The organism is Aggregatibacter kilianii (assembly GCF_003129965.1).
Lineage (GTDB): Bacteria > Pseudomonadota > Gammaproteobacteria > Enterobacterales > Pasteurellaceae > Aggregatibacter > Aggregatibacter kilianii_A.
In genome coordinates this window covers 1-18,971 of sequence record NZ_NRCJ01000024.1, presented here as the reverse complement: position 1 = coordinate 18,971, position 18,971 = coordinate 1, and the positions used below count along the sequence as shown (strand labels likewise).

Below are 18,971 nucleotides of genomic sequence, written 5' to 3'. Positions count from 1 at the left end.
TAGTCGGTGACTTTATTTTCATCAAGCAGGGTAGCGAGAATGGTTTGCAGGTCTTTTTGTTGGAAGATGCGGGAATTTGAACGCAGTCCCAAACGCCAAAGAGCAGGGCGCAGTTGCAAACGATAGAAAGTGTTGTGAAAACCGCTGTCACCTTGTTCAAATTGGGTGACGATGCCGGTGAGACGTCTTACCTGTTCGCCATCTTGCCAGAACGTGAGATAAGCCTCATTGTCCAACACGGCGGCAAAAGGAATGGCATCATTTTTACTGCTGAGTTCAAGATGTAGCGTAAAAGGCTCGCTGTAACCATCCCATAAATCAAAGCCTAATACTTCAAAGCTATCAGGCGATACGCCCGCCGAGTGAAAAGTGAATTGCAGACCGCTTGGTGAACGCCCAAGTAAGGCGGAAAGTGCATCCTGAACGGACGGTGCGCTATCGACTTCACCGCCGATACCGACGAGTGGCGGCTTTTTCCCCCATTGTTGAACCCGTTGAATCACCTCTTTGCCAATTGCCACACCTTGTTGCACCTGAGCCACCCGCTCCTGCACCCGCGCCGCCCGTTTTGCCAGTTTCTCATCACCGGCAATTGCCGCCACCAGGTTGGTTTTACCTGCAAGGGAGGCAACATCATTAAGCGTAGGAATAGAAATGCCGGAAGAGGATTTAGCTGTTTTTTCAACCGCACTTTTGGTGCTTCCTGATGAGGCAACAAGTGTTTTAGAATCCTGGCGTAATGTCATGGGGTTATCCTTATGAGGTCATTAAAATTTTGTTGGCTAGTATGATTTATAGACGAACGTGATACAAGTTAAACTTCAACAATTTATTATCTGCGGTTAAGTTAACCTGTTTTTTTCTCAAACAATTTTAGCAACGGTAGCACAATTAAACAACAAATTGCGCCCACAACCAATCCAGTCACCAGTGTGGCGATTTGTCCCTGCCAGCCTTCGGCAAGGTGGAAGTTTTCCCAGAAGTGGTGAATGGCTTCTACGTTATGCACAAAAATACCGCCGCCTACCAAGAACATGGCGAGCGTACCGATAAAGCTTAAGGAGCGCATGAACTTCGGCATTAAAAACAAGATGCCTTTGCCGATACTGCCTGCAACGCCGCCTTTCTTCATTAAAAATAACCCGAAATCGTCGGCTTTGACGATGAGCGCCACAACGCCGTAAACAAAAATCGTGATCCCGATACCGATAAGCGAAAGGGCGAGGATTTGTACGGAAAGCGGTGATTCGGTGAGTTCGCCCAGGGCGATAATAATGATTTCGGCGGAAAGAATGAAATCTGTTCGAATGGCGCCCCGAATTTTGGCTTTCTCATCAAAGGCGATTTTTTCTTCATGATGTTCGTGGGCGAAAAATTTGTGTAGGATTTTTTCCACGCCTTCAAAACACAAATATGCCCCGCCAATCATTAATAAGGGAATGATAAGCGCGGGCAAAAATGCCGCTAACAATAACGCAATAGGGATTAAAATCACCTTATTCAGCATGGAGCCTTTCGCCACCGCCCACACAATGGGCAATTCCCGCTCCGCCGTGGCGCCGGTCACTTGGTTGGCATTCAACGCCAAATCATCGCCCACCACACCGACGGTTTTCTTGGCGGCGACTTTGGTCATCACCGACACATCATCCAACAATGAAGCAATATCATCCAATAACGTAAACAACGAGCTAAACGCCATTTTCTTTCCTTACTTAAAAAAAAACAAACAAATAGGCGCGTATTGTGGGGCGCACAAGGCATTCCGTCAACGGGAATTTGCACAAAAGTGCGGTCGGATTTTAGCGTGTTTTTGTGATGTAGGGCTAATTTTGTGATCTGCGATGGGTGGTAAAATTCTATTAACAAGAGGATTTGATGAAAAGCAAGATGATTTTTAAGTTCGGAGTTTAAAGCACAGGCTGTAAATTGATTTTCGAACGAGGATATTTTTTTACTCAAGTCTGTCGAGAACTTGATGTTGGTGAAATATCGCATGAGAAATTTACGCTGATGATTGAACAATGGTTTTTATCTATCAACCTAAGAAGGAAAAAATGATGAAAAAAACAATCTTGGCTTTAGCAATTGCCACAGTAAGTGCGGGTGTATTCGCCAACACTTATGATGCAGGCAAAACAAATTACAGCACGAACACAATACAAAACCCTGATGCTATGGCTCATGCGCAGGCAATGACCGGGACAACCGGTTATGCTCGCTCAAAGGTTTACGCAAGCGATGCTACTGCCTACGGGGATGATAGAACGTATGCGGGTTATCGTGCTACTGCAATCGGCTCCAATACCGTAGCTAACGGCGAAGGCGCTGTCGCATTCGGTCATTCGGCAACGGCTTCCGGCGTTGTTTCAATTGCTCATGGTAACGGTGCGAAAGCAAACGGAAACGGCGCAACCGTACTTGGCGCAAACGCTAAAGCAAGTGTTCAGGGTGCGGTTGCGCTGGGTTATGGAAGTGAAGCAACAAATCAAGCTTTGTGGAACCGCACAAATGATTCTGCTGTTGTTGACATCCTGGTTATTCATGGCTGGGCGGGCACTAAAAGCATGGGGGAAGTATCTGTTGGTTCTGCGGGGAATGAGCGTGCCATCTCAAATGTTGCGGCAGGAGAGGTGAGCCAAACCTCCACTGAAGCAGTGAATGGTTCCCAACTATACTCCGTTGTTAAAGAGGTAGCCGATAACAATTACAATATCGGTCTGCATAAAGTTGATATTGATGACCACGAAAACCGTCTTGCAAAGAATGAATCAAAGTTGTATTCAATAAGCAATCAACTTATTGAAAATAAAGATGATATTGCATTATCTTCACTCCGTTTAGACGGACACGATACGGAGCTTACTACACATGAAATTAAGCTTTATGCTCATGATGAGCAATTAGCAAACCACAAAGATCGTATTACTAATAACGAAGCCCGATTAAATAGTGCTGAGCAAATTCAAACGGCACACAATGCCTTGATCCGCGACAATACACAAGCGATCTCCGCGAATACCCGGTTGATTAACCGCATAAACGGAAGCGTGACAACCAATACCGTCGGTATTGCACAAAATCGTGAAAAGATTGCAATCAATCGCGCCAATATCAACAAACTAAGCATTGGTTTAGCTGATACCAACAAACGCATTGATCGCATTACGGGTGATGTTGCTAAAAATCGCAAACGCGCCAGTGCGGGCACAGCTTCTGCATTCGCTGTTGCCAACATTCCGCATGCCACACATGGCGGATATTCTGCATTAGGCATTGGGGTAGGCGGACACGCGGGTCAGCAAGCAATTGCCGTGCGCTACTCAAAAATGACAGAGAACACTAAATGGATTATGAGCACATCGGTTGCGGCAAATACACAGGATGAGGTGTCTTGGGGCGCGGGTTTAACGAGACAGTGGTAGATACTAATTTTATTTTCGATTATGTGTTAAGCCGAAGAATTTTCTGAATTAACCGAATTAATGGTATATTTAGCGCGGTTTATGAAAAGGAATGAAGGCTATGTGGCAGTTTTGTGAAATAAAATGTTGGGGAAAATCGCTTGTTGGTAGAGGGCGTGTAAAAACGCTCGGAATTTTCACCGCACTTTTATGTGTCATGCCTTCCGTTTTTGCGGCGCAGCAGGATCTGTCGAAAATCCATCAGCAAATTAAGCAACAGGAACAAAAAATTGCGGCACAAAAAGCCGAACAGCAGAAATTACAATCTACCTTAAAAACTCAAGAAAGTCAGATCAATACCGTTATCGGGCAGTTGCGTCAAACAGAGTCGGATTTGAAAGAAACCCGTAAAACGATTAGCGACACCGATAAGCAAATCAAACAGTTACAAAAGCAGGAAAAAGAGCAAAAAGCCAAGCTGGCGAAGCAGTTGGATTATGCCTATCGTTCCGGCGCGAATCCTTCCGTGGCGGAGCGGGTGCTCACCGATAAAGGGCAAAATGCGGATCGCATGAAGGTCTATTATGCCCATTTGAATCAGGCGCGGATGAAGCTCATCGAGGATTTGCAGACGACTCAGGCGCAGTTGGCAAAACAAAAAGAATCCATTGCCGAGCAACAAAAAACACAGCAAACGCAACTTGCCGATCAGAAAAAACAGCAACAGGCATTGCAGAAAGTGCAGAAAGAGCGCCAATCCACCTTGAATCAGCTAAACCAAAATTTAACCCGCGACGAAAGCCGGCTGGAGCAGCTTAAAGCCAATGAAAATGCGCTACGACAAGAGATTCAACGGGCAGAACAAGCCGCGAAGCAGCAAGAACAACGCGAGCGTGAGGCGTTAGCGCAGAAAAAACAGGCGGAAGAAACGAAAACCCATAAACCTTATAAGCCGACAGAACAGGAAAAACGTTTGTTGAGTAGCACATCGGGCTTAGGCGCACCCAATAAACAATATGGTTTTCCGGTGGCGGGCAAGATCGTCAATAGCTTCGGCTCCGCCCAAATGGGCGAGTTGCGTTGGAAAGGCATTGTGATTGCGGCAGGTAGCGGCACGCCGGTGAAAGCCATTGCAGACGGGCGGGTGATTTTGGCCAGCTGGTTGCAAGGCTATGGTTTGATGGTGATTGTGAAACACGGCGACAGTGATTTGAGTTTATACGGCTATAATCAATCCCTTTCGGTGAAAGAAGGCCAGCTGGTGAAAGCAGGGCAGAAACTTGGCGAAGTGGGGAACAGCGGCGGTCAGTCGAAAACAGGTTTGTATTTTGAGATTCGTCGTAAAGGTGTGGCGGTGAACCCGGTGGGTTGGTTGCGATGAAATCAATTGTAAAAGCGTTGCTTTTTTTATTCATAAGCTCACTCGTTCGCTTATTCACCCCTAAAAGGGTCGTTGGCAAAGCCAACGTTGAAAAAGCGTTGTTTTTTTTGACCGCACTTTTCTGTGCTTCTTTTGTGTATGCCGCCAAGCTTGCCATTGTGATCGACGACTTGGGCTATCATCCGAAAGAAGATGCGCAAATTCTTGCTTTGCCGAAGGCGGTGTCCGTGGCGATTATTCCTGCCGCGCCTTATGCTAAACAGCGTGATCAACAGGCATTTCAGCAAGGTCGGGATATTCTCATTCATATGCCGATGGAAACCCTGAGTAAAATGAAAATTGAAGGCGGCGGGTTGCATTTGGGAATGAGCCAAGAAGATGTGAATCAGCGCGTACAAACCGCCAAAAATATTGTGTCTCACGCTATTGGTATGAATAATCACATGGGCAGCGCCGCCACGGCGGACGTATCATTAATGACCAAATTAATGACCGCACTTCGCGAGCGACATTTGTTTTTTCTGGATAGCCGTACCATCGGGCGTAGTGTTGCCGGCAAAATCGCCAAAGAGCAGGGCGTGCGCGCCTTGGATCGCCATGTCTTTTTAGATGACAGCGATGAGCTTGCCGATGTGCAACGCCAGTTCCGCGCAGCAGTGCAATACGCGCAAAAACATGGCACTGCCATTGCCATCGGACATCCGCGCAAAAATACCATTGCGGTACTACAAGCAGGCATTGCCGATTTGCCCGCGGATGTGCAACTGGTTTCCATGGGGAGTTTGTGGCGCAACGAAAAGGTCATCCCGCCGAAGCCGTTTATTTTCTTATTTAGCGAAGCCCCCGCTCCCACATCTATACCGCCTTATGAAGCCGTGCCGTCATTGCACGGCGTGCCTTGATGAGAAAATAAAGCCCTCATAAAGTCATGAGGGCTTTTTAATTGGTAAATTAACAAGGAGCAAATGTTATTTACCAAATCGTACCATCAGTTTTTGCGCCTTCAAAGTTAGCATTGGTTATGTCTGCGCCTTTGAGGTTAGCACCGGATAAATCTGCACCGGCAAGATTGGCATTAATTAAAATGGCTTCTTCTAAATTTGCATGGCTTAAATTGGCGTTTCTCAAGTCTGCATTCGTGAAATCCTTGCCTTTAAAATCTTTTTTAGCAAAGTTAACACCTTGTAGTTTTGCGTTAATAAAATCCTCAGCATCTGCTCTGACGGGACCTGATGGACCTTTTGTTATGGTGGTTTTGCCATTTACGGTAGTCACAGTCCCGTTAATGACAGTGCTACTTCTACCGGGAAGATTTTGTTCGGACACAGCACCCGGACCGACTGCTTTATTGATGATTGCACCATTTACACTGACTTTCTGTTCATTTGCCATGGCTATTGTCGCTGAGGAAACCAATAATGTGGTAATAAGGGTTTTCGTTAATGATGATGTCATTGTTTTCTCCATTCATTGTGTCTTATTTGGTTGATGAAACCGGACGTAGGGATAACAGATTCTCCAATGGGTCATCTTCCACTAATACCGTTCTTGGTGTTGCATGAACAGCGGTTTCACCTGATGTCGCGCTATTAGGCGTTAAAATAATTGGTGGTGTGGCGACCATGCTTGAGGTCTCCTGCATCCATAAACTATTTAAACTGGTGCCCGATTGATTTTGTTTAGACAAAATAACAGGCAATATTTTCCGGGCTTGGGCATTGCCTTGACCGGCAGCAACCCGATATAAGCGAATAGCCTCGCCGAAATTTTTTGGCACGCCTACACCTTTGTGATAGCGGGTGGCAAGCTCATAACTAGAGTCTCCATTACCCTCTTGAGATTCTCTTTTAAGCTTTTGAATATGTTCACTGGTCGCCGTCACCGGTGGTGCACTAATGACTTGAGAAGAACGATTACTGTTATTGGCAAAGACTTGTTTATTTAATGTGGCGGCATGACTGCCTAAAGAAATTGCCCGATTATTCCAAGACAGTGCTTCAGCAATATTACCTTGGTGATAATATAAATTAGCTAGGGCATTGGCACCTACCGAATCGCCCATATCGGCGGCTTTTTTAAAGTGTCGAAGTGCAAATTGGTTAGTTTGCTGTGCACGTTGTTTATTTTCCAGTAAACCTAACAAGGTATATGCCCGCGCAAACCCCATCTTACCGGCCTTTTCCAGATAATATTTGGCACCGGAAAAATCTGTTTCGGTACCATATCCCATGAATAAGAAATAACCGGTCGCTAATAACGCCTGTGGATTTCCACTTTCTGCATAAGGTGCAAATTGGCTATAAGCCTTGTTGTATTGAGCGCGTTTGTAATCACTAAACGCTTTAGTTAACGTCATGGATATATTGCTACTCGGCGTATTTTCTCCTTCCGTTACATTAATTTCGGAGGTCATTTCGGGAGCCACCGTATTTTCCGTTAACTCGGCAGGTTTATTGATCACAATTTCTGCATCGCTACCCACACTGAATGTGAGTAGCACAATGCTTAAACAGGAAAACAATAAAGTGCGGTCAAAACTTTTAGAAAATACAGACATTATTACTTCCTCATCATTTAGTTCACAGTGTAAGTGATGGTTTGAGTACCTTTAATTTCACCTTTAAAGATTTCTTTTAAGGCATCGGAAAGCTCACTCATACTTTGTACGTTAAGCGGATTAAATGGCTCACCCAAGTTCTGCAACAGTCTACCTTGTAATGAACTATAAGAGGCAATACACATGACGGACTCATTACCCTTGGCACTTAAATCCAGTGAGAAAGCATTGTTGCCCGGGAGTTGTAATGGTTTATCCGGCGACAAGGTTTCTTCCGCTTGTAACGGATTCGGATAAATTTGTGCAATACTGTTGTTAGCATCTTGATAGAAACAGCTTAAGTGCGAACCTTCCTTATTGACATTCGCCGTTAACTCAAGCTTTTCTCCTACACTGTATTGTGATTTACTTGATGCCATATTGATACTAATCGGATCACCTTTATCCGAATGGAAGTAAGGGAAACCGCCCCGAGGCTCATTGAGTTCATCATCTTTCTTGCCACTTGGTTCCATACCGACTTTCTTAATATTGCCATTCGGATCAACTCGGGCATAGTTTTTCATCATGCGCTCATAGGTTTCAAAATTAATGAAGCCTGAAGGTGTCGCTTTGTTATCTTTTTGAAATTCGGCTAAAGCAGATTTGAATTCCAAGGAATTTTTCCCGTTCACATCACCATTGTAATAACCTAGGTTACGTAAGCCGGTTTGGAAGAATTTGATCTTTTCCGTTTCACCCATGCCTTCATACCAGTCGAGTAGTTCGCGTTGGAATTCTGGATGAGACTGATCTAAGGATAAGCATTGCCAATAAGGTACTTGGGAGTATTTCCCAACAAGCTCCAGTACGCCTAAATCGGTTAATGTTCGAACTGCTGCTCCGACCCCTTGTGATAGGTTACGTTCAAAGGAAAATTGAACGCCAACTTTTCTAATTTTTGCACCGGAATCAAACCCAAAGCCTTTATTTGCCGCAACGATTTCATTCGCGGAATCAATTCCCGGATAGAGTGTTCTGGTAAGGAAGTCACCAATATGTAATTCCATCCCCAAAGCAGTTGTGATTAAGTCACCGGCTAAGCCGATTTCGGCATCGTCACTCACAGAAACACCAAGGCTATTGGATTTTTTTAAGACGTTTTGATCTACGTAAGAAACTGAACCTGAGATATAAATTTGTGGTGCGGGGATTTGAACATTGCCGGTAGGCAATAAAAGGCTGGTAAGCGTTTGAACGGTATCTTGTTTAATCGGGTCAATCTCAAAATCGACAACCCTGAATGCACCACTGGTACGGGACATTTGAGATAATGCGGTAACAATCATATCATTTGCAGAAACAAGCGCTTTCCCTGAAGGGTCATTAATTTTTTTAATTGCGACAACAGTTTGCCCTACATTACTTTGCAACAATAAATTATCCATACAACTCAGGCTGTCGCTAAAGCTAGTCATCGCTCTGACCGGCTCGGACACTGGACGAGAGTGGGTTGTTGTGGACTCAATATAAGGGCGATCTCCATGTAACTGCGTACCTGTTGTACAGCCCACCAAATTTAATAGCACGAAATACGCGCAAAATGAACGATAGATTTTCACTTTATTATAGTTCCGGATAAGAAATGAATTTATAACCTATGTTAAATAGGCATCTTATTTGCAAAGACTGATGACATCGCCTTTTATTACAACAGCCTTATTAGTATTGCGGTTTGGTCCGTATCTGCCCGAACTAATGCCTTTGGCTACGTTTGTTGTACCAATGTTAGTTGTGCAATTTCTGGAACCGAGAGGTCCCACACCATTACGGCTATTACTTGCAGTGGATTCTGCCGATTCAGCCATATTTTCGGCATCCGCTTCCGACATACCGATTCTTGCCCAGTTTTGAGCTTGTACAGAATTGACTTTTGCCCGATCTAAGGGCGACATTCCTATTCTTTGTGCTAATTCAGATTGGGCAGAAAATACGGATAATGAAATAAGAAGTGAACTTAACGCGATCCCACATTGATGAAAATATGTGCTTTTCATATAAATGCTCCTCAACGCTAAACTATCGGGAAATAGTTGATATTTCCCGATAGTTACGCCTACTAATCATCTGAGTTATTAGATGCCATGTTTTGAGTTGCAGTACCGACACCCATTGCGAAGTTAGATACGGCACCTTTGACGGAAACGGTTTGTTTGTTATCGCCACCGATAGTCACTTTACCGTTATTAGATGCCAAGTTTTGCGTCGCTTTACCGGCACCCATTGCGAAGTTGGACACCGCACCTTGGACGTCCACGGATTGTTTATTGTTACCGCTGATAGACACTTTACCGTTGTTTGACGCTAAGTTTTGTGTCGCTTTACCGGCGCCCATAGCAAAGTTGGATACTGCGCCTTTCACGTCAACAGACTGTTCACTTTTACCTTGAATGCTTACTTTTGCATTTGCAGTGCCTACTGCAAATGCGGCGATCATGCTAACTGCAAGGGTTGTTTTTAATAAGTTTTTCATGTCATAACTCCTATAAGTAATGAAATTTATAAGATAGCGCTAATGCTTCTCTTATTTTGTGTAGAACCTCTCGGCTCTCGTTCTTGATAGAAACGTTTCTATTAATCCTTCACGACAGAACCAATATTAACTTCGGATTTCCCACCACCTGAGGCGGAATTCACAATAGTTCCTACAGACACAACCTGATTATTACTTCCGGAATAATTAACGGAAGAACCTAAGTTAATGGCTGCTTTACTATTTCCTCCTGTTGCCGTATTCACTAATGAACCGTTAACAGTAACCGTTTGGTTATTATTGCTACCCACAGCCCTACCTACAGTAGAGCCTACGTTAACGGCAGCACTACTACCTACACCATCAGATTTGTTGATGACACCACCCGAGACGGTGACATTCTGCGTGTTCGTTGCCGTAGCAAACATAGCAATAAATAATGTGGTTAGAGCGATTAAATATTTCGTCATATTGTTAACCTTTATTAACCATTATTCTTGGTAAATCCATAGTGGAGATTGCCAGGAAATTTGATTTACACAAATTTACGCAAACATAGACAAATTTACACTTATCTGTACTTTGTTTACGTAACCTGTGACTGGAGTGAATTTCAGAAGTTCAGTAAAAATTTTTACTTTTTGTTGTTTTTTTGATCGAGTTAACATTTTTTTGCTTGGTTTTAGTAATATTTCTCGTTATTAATTGTTTGATTAATTTAATTATATTTTGTATTTGTATATATTTTGGTCGTTTGAAGTGTGCCTTAAGAAATTTTTAAGAACTGTGTAATTTTAGGTTAAAAAATAATCTATTTTGAGGTTTTGCTGGTTAATAATTAACCACTTATCAGGAAAGAAAATAAATATGGAGTGTAAGTTTTACGTAAATTATATCAGATTTTATTGATGAGCGGGGCAGTAAAGATAAAAGTGCGGTTGGTTTTGAAAACGTTTTAAAATCCAACCGCACTTTTTCATGAGTTCATGCTTAAGAGCAAGGGAACGCTCTTGCGCTTTATTGTGATTCCTTCGTCAGTTTCTGCAACAACCGATCCATTGCCCGATAACCTAACGCTTCCGCCAAATGCCGTTGGCTGATTTGTGGCGTTTCCTCCAAGTCCGCAATAGTGCGGGAGACTTTGAGTATGCGGTGGTAGGCGCGTACGGAGAGCCCCAGCTTGGTTAGCGCATTTTCAAGGAAAAGGGCGTCTTTGCTTTCCAGTTTACAATCCCGTTCGATTTCTTTGCTGGTTAAATGGGCGTTAATTTTGCCCGCACGGTTGAGTTGAATCGCGCGGGTTTTTAACACTTTTTCCCGTACCGTTGCGCTGGATTCGCCGCGATCGCCACTATTTTGCAAACTGCCTTGTGGTAATAACGGCACTTCAATGGATAAATCGAAACGATCTAAAAACGGGCCGGATAGGCGATTTAAATAACGCATGATTTGTTGCGGTGAGGTGCGATTGTGCGTGCCTTGATAATGCCCGGTCGGACTGGGATTCATGGCGGCAATCAGCTGAAATTTTGCCGGAAATTGGATTTTAGCGTTGGCGCGGGAGATGATAATTTCGCCGCTTTCCAAGGGCTGGCGGAGGGCATCCAACACTTTGCGCTCAAACTCAGGCAACTCATCCAAGAATAAGACGCCGTTATGGGCGAGGGAAATTTCCCCCGGTTTGGGAATGGAGCCGCCGCCCACCAATGCCGGCGTAGACGCGCTGTGATGAGGTGCGCGGAAAGGGCGTTGTTTCCAGTTGTGAAAATTCAGTTCGTTTTGCACCAAACTTGCCACTGAGGCGGTTTCGATGGCTTCTTGGTCGGTCATTTCCGGTAATAATCCCGTTAAACGGCTGGCGAGCATGGTTTTTCCTGTGCCGGGCGGGCCGAGAAATAACAGATTGTGTTGTCCGGCGGCGGCAATCATCAATGCCCGTTTGGCGTGTTGTTGCCCGATAATGTCTGTCAGATCTTTTGGATTTTCAGAGGAAAAATCCACCGCACTTTGTGTCGTCATGTCCCCGGCAAGAGGCAGTTCTCCTTGGTGATTGAGAAATTGCACTACATCCAATAAAGAATGGGCGTAATAGGTTTCTTGGTCGGAAACCAAGGAGGCTTCGTTGGCATTGCCTTGTGCGATGATACATTTTCGTTTTGCCTGTTTCGCCGCCAGAATTGCGGGAATCACGCCGTGCACGGCGCGCAATTGACCTGTAAGGGCAAGCTCGCCGATAAATTCAAATTGTTTCAGTTTTTCCGCATCAATATAGCCGGAGGCGGCAAGCATACCAATGGCGATAGGCAAGTCAAAACGCCCGCCTTCTTTGGGTAAATCGGCTGGTGCAAGGTTGACGGTAATGCGTTTGGCGGGGTATCGGAATTCGGCGTTAAGCAAGGCGCTGCGCACACGGTCTTGTGCTTCTTTCACCGTTTTTTCAGGCAAACCGACGAGGGTAAAACTAGGTTTCCCGTTACTTAAATGCACCTCAATGGTGACCAAAGGCGCCTGAACGCCCATGGAGGCGCGACTGTAAACGATGGCTAAAGACATGCTGGGCTCCGTAATGCTTAAAATAAAATGCGGAGCGACAACATAAAAAAAGTGCGAAATGAAAGAAATTCATACCGCACTTTTTTGCGATCAGGATCGCATAAAACAGATTTTTTAAGCAAAAATCGGGGCAAACCACCCGTCTAATTTGGCTGCCAGACGATCGATGCCGGTACGTTTTAAGGCGGAAAAAGCTTCTACCTGAATATCCCCTTGGAACGGCAGAATCGCTTCGCGCACCATTTTCAGCTGTTTGCTACGTTCGCTTTGGCTTAGCTTATCCGCTTTGGTGAGCAATAATAACACCGGCAATTCGGAGGCAACCGCCCATTCAATCATTTGTTGATCCAAATCTTTGAGCGGATGGCGAATATCCATCAAAATCACGATGCCACCAAGGCACTCGCGCTTTTGCAAATATTCGCCGAGGGCTTGTTGCCACTGCAATTTCATTTGCTCAGGCACAGCGGCATAGCCATAGCCCGGCAAGTCCACCAACTTACACTGAGGTTCCACTTCAAATAAATTGATGAGTTGGGTGCGTCCCGGTGTTTTAGAGGTGCGGGCAAGATTTTTTTGATTGGTTAAGGCATTCAGTGCTGTGGATTTTCCTGCGTTAGAACGCCCCGCAAAAGCGATTTCCACGCCGCTGTCTTCCGGCAGGCTTTTCAAATTAGGCGAGCTGGTTAAAAAATGGGTTTTGTGATAATTCAGTTTTATATCCGACATGATTTCCTCTGCATTCCATGTTGTAAATTGCCGGCTAGCATACTGTATCGGCAGGAAAAAGACGATAAAAAAATGCAAAAAAGACGGGATTATGCGAAAATGCGCGTCGATTTTATTCCATTTAACCTAAGTACAACTGAATATGACCGAACAAGGCTGTTATCAATGGCCTGATCCGCATTTGTTATATCCGGATCAAGGCAAAAAATCTTATCGCATGAAGCGCTTTCGCTATCATTTGCGTTCTCTGTTACATTGGCAAACCATCAAAAAATTTGAGCGTTTTGTGAATCAAAATTCGCTACTGGTGAACTTGCTCAATGCGCGTCCAAGTTTTAGTTATCCCTTGGTACACCGTTTTTTGGATAAGCGTTTTAATACTCGGCAACGTTTTGATGAAATTTGCGACAACCTGACATTTTTACCGGAAAAACTGACCGCACTTGACCTTCCGCCTTTGTGGCAGCAACCCATTTGTTTCGGGGAAATCATTCCTGATTTTGAATTGTATTTGACGATAAACAACTATCAGGCGATGGAAGGCTATTGGGCATTGGAATTGCGCCATAAACCGACGCAGGAGTTGATTTATTTGCTGACTTTCGGGCGGGTGCAAAAAGCATTATTAATTGCGGTAATTCAGGGGCCTAACTTTGAAGGTTCGAAAGAGATGGTAAAGTTATTGACCAAAAAATGCCACGGTTTGCGTCCGGCATATTTGATGGTGGAAGCCATGAAAGCCCTCACTAACGTTCTGGGTTATTCTGCCTTGTGGGGCATTCCGCATAAATATCAAAACAAATCCCGCATTGTGCAAAGCAAACGTTATGTGGTGGATTATGATGCGATTTTTGCCGAATCGGCGGGGAACTTAAAGGAATATTGGGAATTGCCGTTGCATTTTGAAACTAAAAATATGGATGACATTCCAAGTAATAAACGTTCCATGTATCGTAAACGCTATGCCATGTTGGAACAATTGCAGGAAAATATGGCAGAAGCATTGAAAGTGCGGTAGGAATTTACGGTAAAAAACGCTGAGAAAAAGCACCGCACTTTGAGAAAGAAAGCCCATCGTTTGATGGGCTTTTTGCTATCGATTTAAATTCACTGCGCCTTGATAACCTAGTTGACGCCAGGCTTCATAAACGGTGACGGCGACGGAATTGGACAGGTTCATGCTGCGGCTGTTGGCCGTCATGGGAATGCGGATTTTGTGTTCCGGCGGCATGGCGTTTAAAATGTCCATCGGAATGCCTCGGGTTTCGGGGCCGAACATTAAATAGTCGCCCAATTCAAATTTCACTTCACTGTGTGCCGGCGTGCCTTTGGTGGTGAGGGCGAATAGGCGTTTCGGTTGTTCGCTTTGCAAAAAGGCTTCGAAGGTTTTGTGCTTTTTGATTTCGGCGAATTCGTGGTAATCCAAGCCTGAGCGACGCAATTTTTTGTCGTCCCAGGTAAAGCCTAACGGTTCGATTAAATGTAAGCGAAAACCGGTGTTGGCGCATAAGCGAATGATATTTCCGGTATTTTGCGGAATTTCCGGCTCGTATAAAACAATATCTAACATAATGTTCCCGATGGTATGAAAGTTGGAATAAAAATAAACGGCTTATTATAGGCGCAAACCCGGCGGGCTAAAAGCGTTCATAAAAAATCCCCGCCAAAAGAGCGAGGATTTTGGAAAAAGAATGGTTAAACGTTATACCAACCCACTAAATAGGCTTCCGCCAAAATATGCCCTTGCATGGCGTAATGTAACTCGTTGAAACGGAAACCTTGCGGCAGGTTGAGTTTGGTGTCCAGCGCATAGACATAAAGTTCATAGCGATGATTGGAGTTGGGCGGTGCCATGCCGCCGTAAGCGGAAGCTTCTTTGATGTCGAATTTGCCTAACGCACTCGCCCAACTGTTTGCGCCTTGCACGAAATCCGTGGCGTTTTGGCTTTCGTTTTCCTGCACGGAGGTGCGTTCCAAATCGGCAATCAGCCAGTGAATCCAAACAAAGCCTGAGGCACTGATGGCGTCTTTATCCTCCAGCACCACGGCAAAGGATTTTGTGCCGGCGGGCGCATCGGTGATGTCAAAAGGAATGGAGTAGGTCGGCATACCGTTCGGGCTAAATTGTGAGCCTCGTTTGCCGTATTTGTCGGCATAATGCCCGTTTTCAATGGCTGAACTGGTGACTTTCATCTTGATTTCCTCCGTAAAAAACGTTTAAAAAAAGAACCGCACTTTTTGCCTTGCGCGGGCGAAAAGTGCGGTCATATTTTACGGTGTTTTTATAGCGGCTTCAAATTACCAGCCTTTAACTACGCCGTCTTTAAAGTGTTTTTTCGCTTCTTGTTCCACTTCCGGGGTTTGGTAAGCTTTGACGAAATCTTGAACGGCTTTGCTGTCTTTGTTATCGGTACGTGCCACGATAATGTTGACATAAGGGGAATCTTTATCTTCCACAAACACGCCGTGATCTTGCGCATTTAAGCCGACCTGACCGGCATAGTTGTTATTTACTACCGCCAAATCAACGTCGTCTAACGCACGTGCCGCAACGGAAGTATCTACTTCTTTGATTTGTAAATGTTTTGGGTTTTCAACGATGTCCATTGAAGTAGAGAATAGATTTGTCGGATCTTTTAATTTAATTAAGCCTTGTTTTTCCAATAAAATTAACGCACGGGCAAGGTTGCTCGGGTCATTTGGCACAGCTACGACAGCGCCGTCTTGTAAGTCATTTACATTTTTGATTTTTTTAGAATAGCCGGCTAGCGGATAAACGAAGGTGTTACCGACAATCACTAAATTGTTCAAACCTTTCGCTTGAGAATCTTTATCCAAATACGGTTTGTGCTGCATTGCGTTAGCATCTAAATCGCCTTTAGACACGGCGGTGTTTGGCAATGCGTAGTCGTTGAACAACACATATTCTACGTCTAAGTTGTATTTTTCTTTTGCTACTTTGGCAGCAATTTCAGCCACTTGGTGTTCAGGGCCCGCCATTACGCCGACTTTAATTTTTGCCGGTGCTTCCGCAGCCGGTTTGTCTGCCGGAGCGGCTTCCGGTTTTTTCTCTTCATTACAAGCGGTTAAAACGAAGACAGAAGCTAATGTTGCGACGCCTAATAATTTTTTTAAGTTCATAAAAAATCCTCTTTTTATGTCGGTTTAAGTTGGTTAACGATGATCGACGCGTTTTGCCAAGTCATCGCCAAGTTTTTGTGAAATCATGACAAAGACGACGATAATGATGGTGGCGACCCATTTTACGTACGCCATGTTGCGGTATTCGCCGTAGTTAATGGCAAGGCTGCCTAAACCGCCGCCGCCGACGATGCCCGCCATGGCGGAATAGCCTACCAAGGTCACCAATGTCAGCGTAATGCCGTTGATGAGCGTCGGTAAGGCTTCCGGCAAATAGAATTTACGAATAATTTGCCAATTGGTCGCGCCCATGGCTTTTGCCGCTTCCGTTAACCCCTTCGGCACTTCAACCAAAGCATTAGCGGTTAAGCGTGCCACGAACGGCATAGCGCAAATGCTGAGCGGGATAATCGCGGCGGTTGTGCCAAGTGTGGTATTTAACACGAAACGGGTAAACGGTAACAAAATAATTAACAAAATGATGAACGGAATGGAGCGTCCGACGTTAATCACGATGTTCAAAATCAAATTTAAACGGGCATTTTGTAAGATTTCGCCTTTGCCGGTGAGGAAGGTCAGCACACCAAAAGGCAAACCGACGAGCACCGCCAGAAAGGTCGAAGCAAAGCTGATATAGACGGTTTCATAAGTGGAAACCCACACAGCTTGCCACATTTGAGGGGTAAGTTGGGTTAAAAAATCATTCCACATAGCCTAGCACCTCAACGCGTACATTGTTTTCCATTAGATAAATTTTGGCTTGGGTAATGGCGTCTTCATCGCCTTCCACTTCCGCTACGGTAAAACCGAATTTTACACCGCCGGCATATTCAATTTGTGATGTTAAAATACTGAGCTCCACGCCGAATTTTTTGGAGGCTTGTGATAATAGCGGCGCATCCACGGAGCGTCCGGTAAATTCAAATTTGATAATCGGGTAGGATTTGGCGTGTTTGGGCGTTTGCAACAGGTTATCTAAGTATTCGTCCGGCAAATTTACGTTAAAGGTAGAACGAATAAATTGTTGCGCCAGTTCGGTTTTCGGGTTGGAGAATATATCGCTGACGGAGCCTTGCTCCACCAATTTCCCTTCATCGATAATCGCCACCAAATCACAAATGCGTTTCACCACGTCCATTTCATGTGTGATTAAGAGAATCGTGATGCCTAAAGTGCGGTTGATTTCTTTTAATAATTTTAAGATGGATTGCGTGGTTGCCGGATCCAGCGCGCTGGTGGCTTCGTCGCACAATAACACTTTTGGATTGCTTGCTAGTGCACGTGCAATGGCGACGCGTTGTTTTTGACCGCCGGACAAATTCGACGGATACACATTTTTTTTGTCACTTAAGCCGACTAAAGAAAGAAGCTCGTTGACTTTCGCTTCAATTTTGTCTTTCGGGGTGTTTTCTAATTCTAAAGGTAAAGCGACATTGCCGAAGACGGTGCGGGAACTTAATAAATTGAAATGCTGGAAGATCATGCCGATATTACGGCGTTCCAACACAAGTTCTGCATCGCTGAGTTGGGTGAGATCCTTGCCGTCAATTATGACGGAGCCAAAGGTGGGTTTTTCCAATAGGTTAACGCAACGAATCAGGGTGCTTTTGCCTGCGCCTGACGCGCCGATAACGCCACAGATATGTCCTTTCGGAATATCCAAGGAAACATTATCAAGTGCGGTCAGTTTTTTGCCTGAAACGTCGAAAATTTTACTGACATTCTTTAGCTTAATCATATAAGCCCTTTTGCTGTTTAATTTTTATCGAAAAGAATTTTTGTATTCTAGACGTCTAGAATGCCGTGTCAACATTTATCCGCCATATTCTTATAATTATTTGTTTCCATTTAGAACAAAATAGTAGAAGGTTTGCACGACATGAAAATAAAGCAGATAATCGACATAACTAATTTACGGATGAGATGAATAAAAATGAAAAAAGCGGTTTTTTTAGATCGGGATGGAACGTTGAATATTGACTACGGTTATGTGCATGAAATCGATAATTTTCGCTTTATTGAAGGCGGTATTGAGGCGTTAAAAAAACTCAAAGAAATGGGGTATTTACTTGTGTTGGTGACAAACCAATCGGGAATTGCTCGCGGTTATTTTACCGAACAGCAATTTTTACAGCTGACGGAATGGATGGATTGGTCGCTGGCGGATCGCGGCGTAGATTTGGACGGTATCTATTATTGCCCGCATCATCCGGAAGCCAAAATTACCGAATTTAAACAGGACTGCGATTGTCGTAAACCGAAGTCGGGGATGTTATTGCAGGCGATTAAAGAATTAAGCATTGATCCGAGTCGATCCATTATGATCGGTGACAAAATAGAAGATCTTCGAGCGGGAAAAGGTGCGAAAATCGGCACAAATATTTTAGTGCGAACCGGCAAAGAGATTACCTCGGAAGGCGAAAATGACGCGGATTATGTGCTGGACTCGATCGCGGATTTGCCAAGGTTGATTTCTAGCCAAAAGATCTAAAAAATAACCAGTCGAAAAGATTTTTCTGAAAAATTTATAAAAAGGGGTTGCAAGGAAATCTTAAATGCCTATAATACGCCCCCACAACGACGCGCCGTTGTGAAGTGAAAACAGCGCGTCGTTTTTTGTTCTTTAACAATCAATCAGACAAACTGTGTGGGCACTTGAAGATTCGTTTTTGATAGATTTAGAAATAGAGTGAG

General features: G+C 44.4%; 20 protein-coding genes. 5 read left to right on the top strand and 15 right to left on the bottom strand.

What is annotated here, in order from left to right:
* Both DK430_RS12925 and DK430_RS12920 read right to left on the bottom strand, forming a co-directional pair.
* The coding region (locus DK430_RS12925; protein WP_275425154.1) for a contractile injection system protein, VgrG/Pvc8 family at nt 1-746 on the bottom strand (746 nt) is incomplete at its 3' end.
* A 101-nt stretch (nt 747-847) separates the two neighbouring features.
* Nucleotides 848-1,702 carry a DUF808 domain-containing protein gene (locus DK430_RS12920; protein ID WP_109079459.1) on the bottom strand — a complete coding sequence of 285 codons (855 nt, stop codon included), beginning with the start codon at nt 1,700-1,702 and terminating at the stop codon, nt 848-850.
* A gap of 322 nt (nt 1,703-2,024) precedes the next feature.
* On the opposite strand from DK430_RS12920, the gene DK430_RS12915 reads away from it, so the two are divergent.
* From DK430_RS12915 to DK430_RS12905, 3 genes are all read left to right on the top strand, one after another.
* The gene (locus tag DK430_RS12915; protein WP_109079458.1) at nt 2,025-3,425 is read left to right on the top strand and encodes a YadA-like family protein; all 1,401 of its coding nucleotides are present in this window, start codon (nt 2,025-2,027) and stop codon (nt 3,423-3,425) included.
* A 100-nt stretch (nt 3,426-3,525) separates the two neighbouring features.
* Complete coding sequence (gene envC, locus DK430_RS12910) at nt 3,526-4,785, top strand: murein hydrolase activator EnvC (protein ID WP_109079457.1); 1,260 nt, start codon at nt 3,526-3,528, stop codon at nt 4,783-4,785.
* Nucleotides 4,782-5,687, top strand: a complete 906-nt coding sequence (locus tag DK430_RS12905; protein WP_239496826.1) for a divergent polysaccharide deacetylase family protein — start codon at nt 4,782-4,784, stop codon at nt 5,685-5,687. Before envC ends, DK430_RS12905 begins: the two co-directional genes overlap by 4 nt.
* 70 nt (nt 5,688-5,757) lie before the next feature.
* On the opposite strand, the gene DK430_RS12900 is transcribed toward DK430_RS12905, so the two are convergent.
* From DK430_RS12900 to yihA, 8 genes are all read right to left on the bottom strand, one after another.
* On the bottom strand, nt 5,758-6,240 hold the full coding sequence (locus tag DK430_RS12900) for a pentapeptide repeat-containing protein (protein ID WP_109079456.1): 483 nt from the start codon (nt 6,238-6,240) through the stop codon (nt 5,758-5,760).
* Between the two features lie 22 nt (nt 6,241-6,262).
* Complete coding sequence (locus DK430_RS12895) at nt 6,263-7,342, bottom strand: tetratricopeptide repeat protein (protein ID WP_109079455.1); 1,080 nt, start codon at nt 7,340-7,342, stop codon at nt 6,263-6,265.
* Nucleotides 7,343-7,359: 17 nt separating this feature from the next.
* A complete protein-coding gene (locus DK430_RS12890) occupies nt 7,360-8,769 on the bottom strand; it encodes a DUF4384 domain-containing protein (RefSeq protein WP_239496825.1) in 1,410 nt (469 codons plus the stop codon).
* A gap of 228 nt (nt 8,770-8,997) precedes the next feature.
* Nucleotides 8,998-9,276, bottom strand: a complete 279-nt coding sequence (locus DK430_RS12885) for a hypothetical protein (RefSeq protein WP_239496824.1) — start codon at nt 9,274-9,276, stop codon at nt 8,998-9,000.
* A 164-nt stretch (nt 9,277-9,440) separates the two neighbouring features.
* On the bottom strand, nt 9,441-9,854 hold the full coding sequence (locus tag DK430_RS12880; RefSeq protein WP_109079452.1) for a hypothetical protein: 414 nt from the start codon (nt 9,852-9,854) through the stop codon (nt 9,441-9,443).
* 101 nt (nt 9,855-9,955) lie between these two features.
* Nucleotides 9,956-10,324 (bottom strand): hypothetical protein, encoded by a 369-nt coding sequence (locus DK430_RS12875; RefSeq protein ID WP_109079451.1) that lies wholly within the window; start codon nt 10,322-10,324, stop codon nt 9,956-9,958.
* A gap of 547 nt (nt 10,325-10,871) precedes the next feature.
* The gene (locus DK430_RS12870) at nt 10,872-12,407 is read right to left on the bottom strand and encodes a YifB family Mg chelatase-like AAA ATPase (protein WP_109079450.1); all 1,536 of its coding nucleotides are present in this window, start codon (nt 12,405-12,407) and stop codon (nt 10,872-10,874) included.
* A gap of 114 nt (nt 12,408-12,521) precedes the next feature.
* On the bottom strand, nt 12,522-13,136 hold the full coding sequence (gene yihA / locus DK430_RS12865; RefSeq protein WP_109079449.1) for a ribosome biogenesis GTP-binding protein YihA/YsxC: 615 nt from the start codon (nt 13,134-13,136) through the stop codon (nt 12,522-12,524).
* A gap of 142 nt (nt 13,137-13,278) precedes the next feature.
* Between yihA and DK430_RS12855 the strand changes: the two genes are divergently transcribed.
* A complete protein-coding gene (locus DK430_RS12855) occupies nt 13,279-14,154 on the top strand; it encodes a VirK/YbjX family protein (RefSeq protein WP_109079447.1) in 876 nt (291 codons plus the stop codon).
* Between the two features lie 75 nt (nt 14,155-14,229).
* Here the strand turns inward: DK430_RS12855 and trmL are convergent, their stop codons facing one another.
* The 5 genes from trmL to metN all read right to left on the bottom strand — a co-directional run bounded on the left by trmL (nt 14,230) and on the right by metN (nt 18,015).
* Nucleotides 14,230-14,706 carry a tRNA (uridine(34)/cytosine(34)/5-carboxymethylaminomethyluridine(34)-2'-O)-methyltransferase TrmL gene (gene trmL / locus DK430_RS12850; protein ID WP_109079446.1) on the bottom strand — a complete coding sequence of 159 codons (477 nt, stop codon included), beginning with the start codon at nt 14,704-14,706 and terminating at the stop codon, nt 14,230-14,232.
* Nucleotides 14,707-14,831: 125 nt separating this feature from the next.
* Nucleotides 14,832-15,329 (bottom strand): YbhB/YbcL family Raf kinase inhibitor-like protein, encoded by a 498-nt coding sequence (locus tag DK430_RS12845; RefSeq protein WP_109079445.1) that lies wholly within the window; start codon nt 15,327-15,329, stop codon nt 14,832-14,834.
* 105 nt (nt 15,330-15,434) lie between these two features.
* The gene (locus tag DK430_RS12840; protein WP_109079444.1) at nt 15,435-16,277 is read right to left on the bottom strand and encodes a MetQ/NlpA family lipoprotein; all 843 of its coding nucleotides are present in this window, start codon (nt 16,275-16,277) and stop codon (nt 15,435-15,437) included.
* A 33-nt stretch (nt 16,278-16,310) separates the two neighbouring features.
* Nucleotides 16,311-16,988 carry a methionine ABC transporter permease gene (locus tag DK430_RS12835; RefSeq protein WP_109079443.1) on the bottom strand — a complete coding sequence of 226 codons (678 nt, stop codon included), beginning with the start codon at nt 16,986-16,988 and terminating at the stop codon, nt 16,311-16,313.
* The gene (gene metN / locus DK430_RS12830; protein ID WP_109079442.1) at nt 16,978-18,015 is read right to left on the bottom strand and encodes a methionine ABC transporter ATP-binding protein MetN; all 1,038 of its coding nucleotides are present in this window, start codon (nt 18,013-18,015) and stop codon (nt 16,978-16,980) included. Before metN ends, DK430_RS12835 begins: the two co-directional genes overlap by 11 nt.
* A gap of 195 nt (nt 18,016-18,210) precedes the next feature.
* Here metN and gmhB point away from each other — a divergent pair, with 195 nt between their 5' ends.
* The gene (gmhB, locus tag DK430_RS12825) at nt 18,211-18,768 is read left to right on the top strand and encodes a D-glycero-beta-D-manno-heptose 1,7-bisphosphate 7-phosphatase (RefSeq protein ID WP_109079441.1); all 558 of its coding nucleotides are present in this window, start codon (nt 18,211-18,213) and stop codon (nt 18,766-18,768) included.
* Nucleotides 18,769-18,971 lie beyond the last annotated feature (203 nt).

Bases quoted from the DNA above. Each gene is read 5' to 3' on its own strand.
- DK430_RS12920 (WP_109079459.1), bottom strand. From the start codon at position 1,702: ATGGCGTTTAGCTCGTTGTTTACGTTATTGGATGATATTGCTTCATTG.
- DK430_RS12915 (WP_109079458.1), top strand. From the start codon at position 2,025: ATGGTTTTTATCTATCAACCTAAGAAGGAAAAAATGATGAAAAAAACA.
- envC (WP_109079457.1), top strand. From the start codon at position 3,526: ATGTGGCAGTTTTGTGAAATAAAATGTTGGGGAAAATCGCTTGTTGGT.
- DK430_RS12905 (WP_239496826.1), top strand. From the start codon at position 4,782: ATGAAATCAATTGTAAAAGCGTTGCTTTTTTTATTCATAAGCTCACTC.
- DK430_RS12900 (WP_109079456.1), bottom strand. From the start codon at position 6,240: ATGACATCATCATTAACGAAAACCCTTATTACCACATTATTGGTTTCC.
- DK430_RS12895 (WP_109079455.1), bottom strand. From the start codon at position 7,342: ATGTCTGTATTTTCTAAAAGTTTTGACCGCACTTTATTGTTTTCCTGT.
- DK430_RS12890 (WP_239496825.1), bottom strand. From the start codon at position 8,769: ATGGATAATTTATTGTTGCAAAGTAATGTAGGGCAAACTGTTGTCGCA.
- DK430_RS12885 (WP_239496824.1), bottom strand. From the start codon at position 9,276: ATGTCGCCCTTAGATCGGGCAAAAGTCAATTCTGTACAAGCTCAAAAC.
- DK430_RS12880 (WP_109079452.1), bottom strand. From the start codon at position 9,854: ATGAAAAACTTATTAAAAACAACCCTTGCAGTTAGCATGATCGCCGCA.
- DK430_RS12875 (WP_109079451.1), bottom strand. From the start codon at position 10,324: ATGACGAAATATTTAATCGCTCTAACCACATTATTTATTGCTATGTTT.
- DK430_RS12870 (WP_109079450.1), bottom strand. From the start codon at position 12,407: ATGTCTTTAGCCATCGTTTACAGTCGCGCCTCCATGGGCGTTCAGGCG.
- yihA (WP_109079449.1), bottom strand. From the start codon at position 13,136: ATGTCGGATATAAAACTGAATTATCACAAAACCCATTTTTTAACCAGC.
- DK430_RS12855 (WP_109079447.1), top strand. From the start codon at position 13,279: ATGACCGAACAAGGCTGTTATCAATGGCCTGATCCGCATTTGTTATAT.
- trmL (WP_109079446.1), bottom strand. From the start codon at position 14,706: ATGTTAGATATTGTTTTATACGAGCCGGAAATTCCGCAAAATACCGGA.
- DK430_RS12845 (WP_109079445.1), bottom strand. From the start codon at position 15,329: ATGAAAGTCACCAGTTCAGCCATTGAAAACGGGCATTATGCCGACAAA.
- DK430_RS12840 (WP_109079444.1), bottom strand. From the start codon at position 16,277: ATGAACTTAAAAAAATTATTAGGCGTCGCAACATTAGCTTCTGTCTTC.
- DK430_RS12835 (WP_109079443.1), bottom strand. From the start codon at position 16,988: ATGTGGAATGATTTTTTAACCCAACTTACCCCTCAAATGTGGCAAGCT.
- metN (WP_109079442.1), bottom strand. From the start codon at position 18,015: ATGATTAAGCTAAAGAATGTCAGTAAAATTTTCGACGTTTCAGGCAAA.
- gmhB (WP_109079441.1), top strand. From the start codon at position 18,211: ATGAAAAAAGCGGTTTTTTTAGATCGGGATGGAACGTTGAATATTGAC.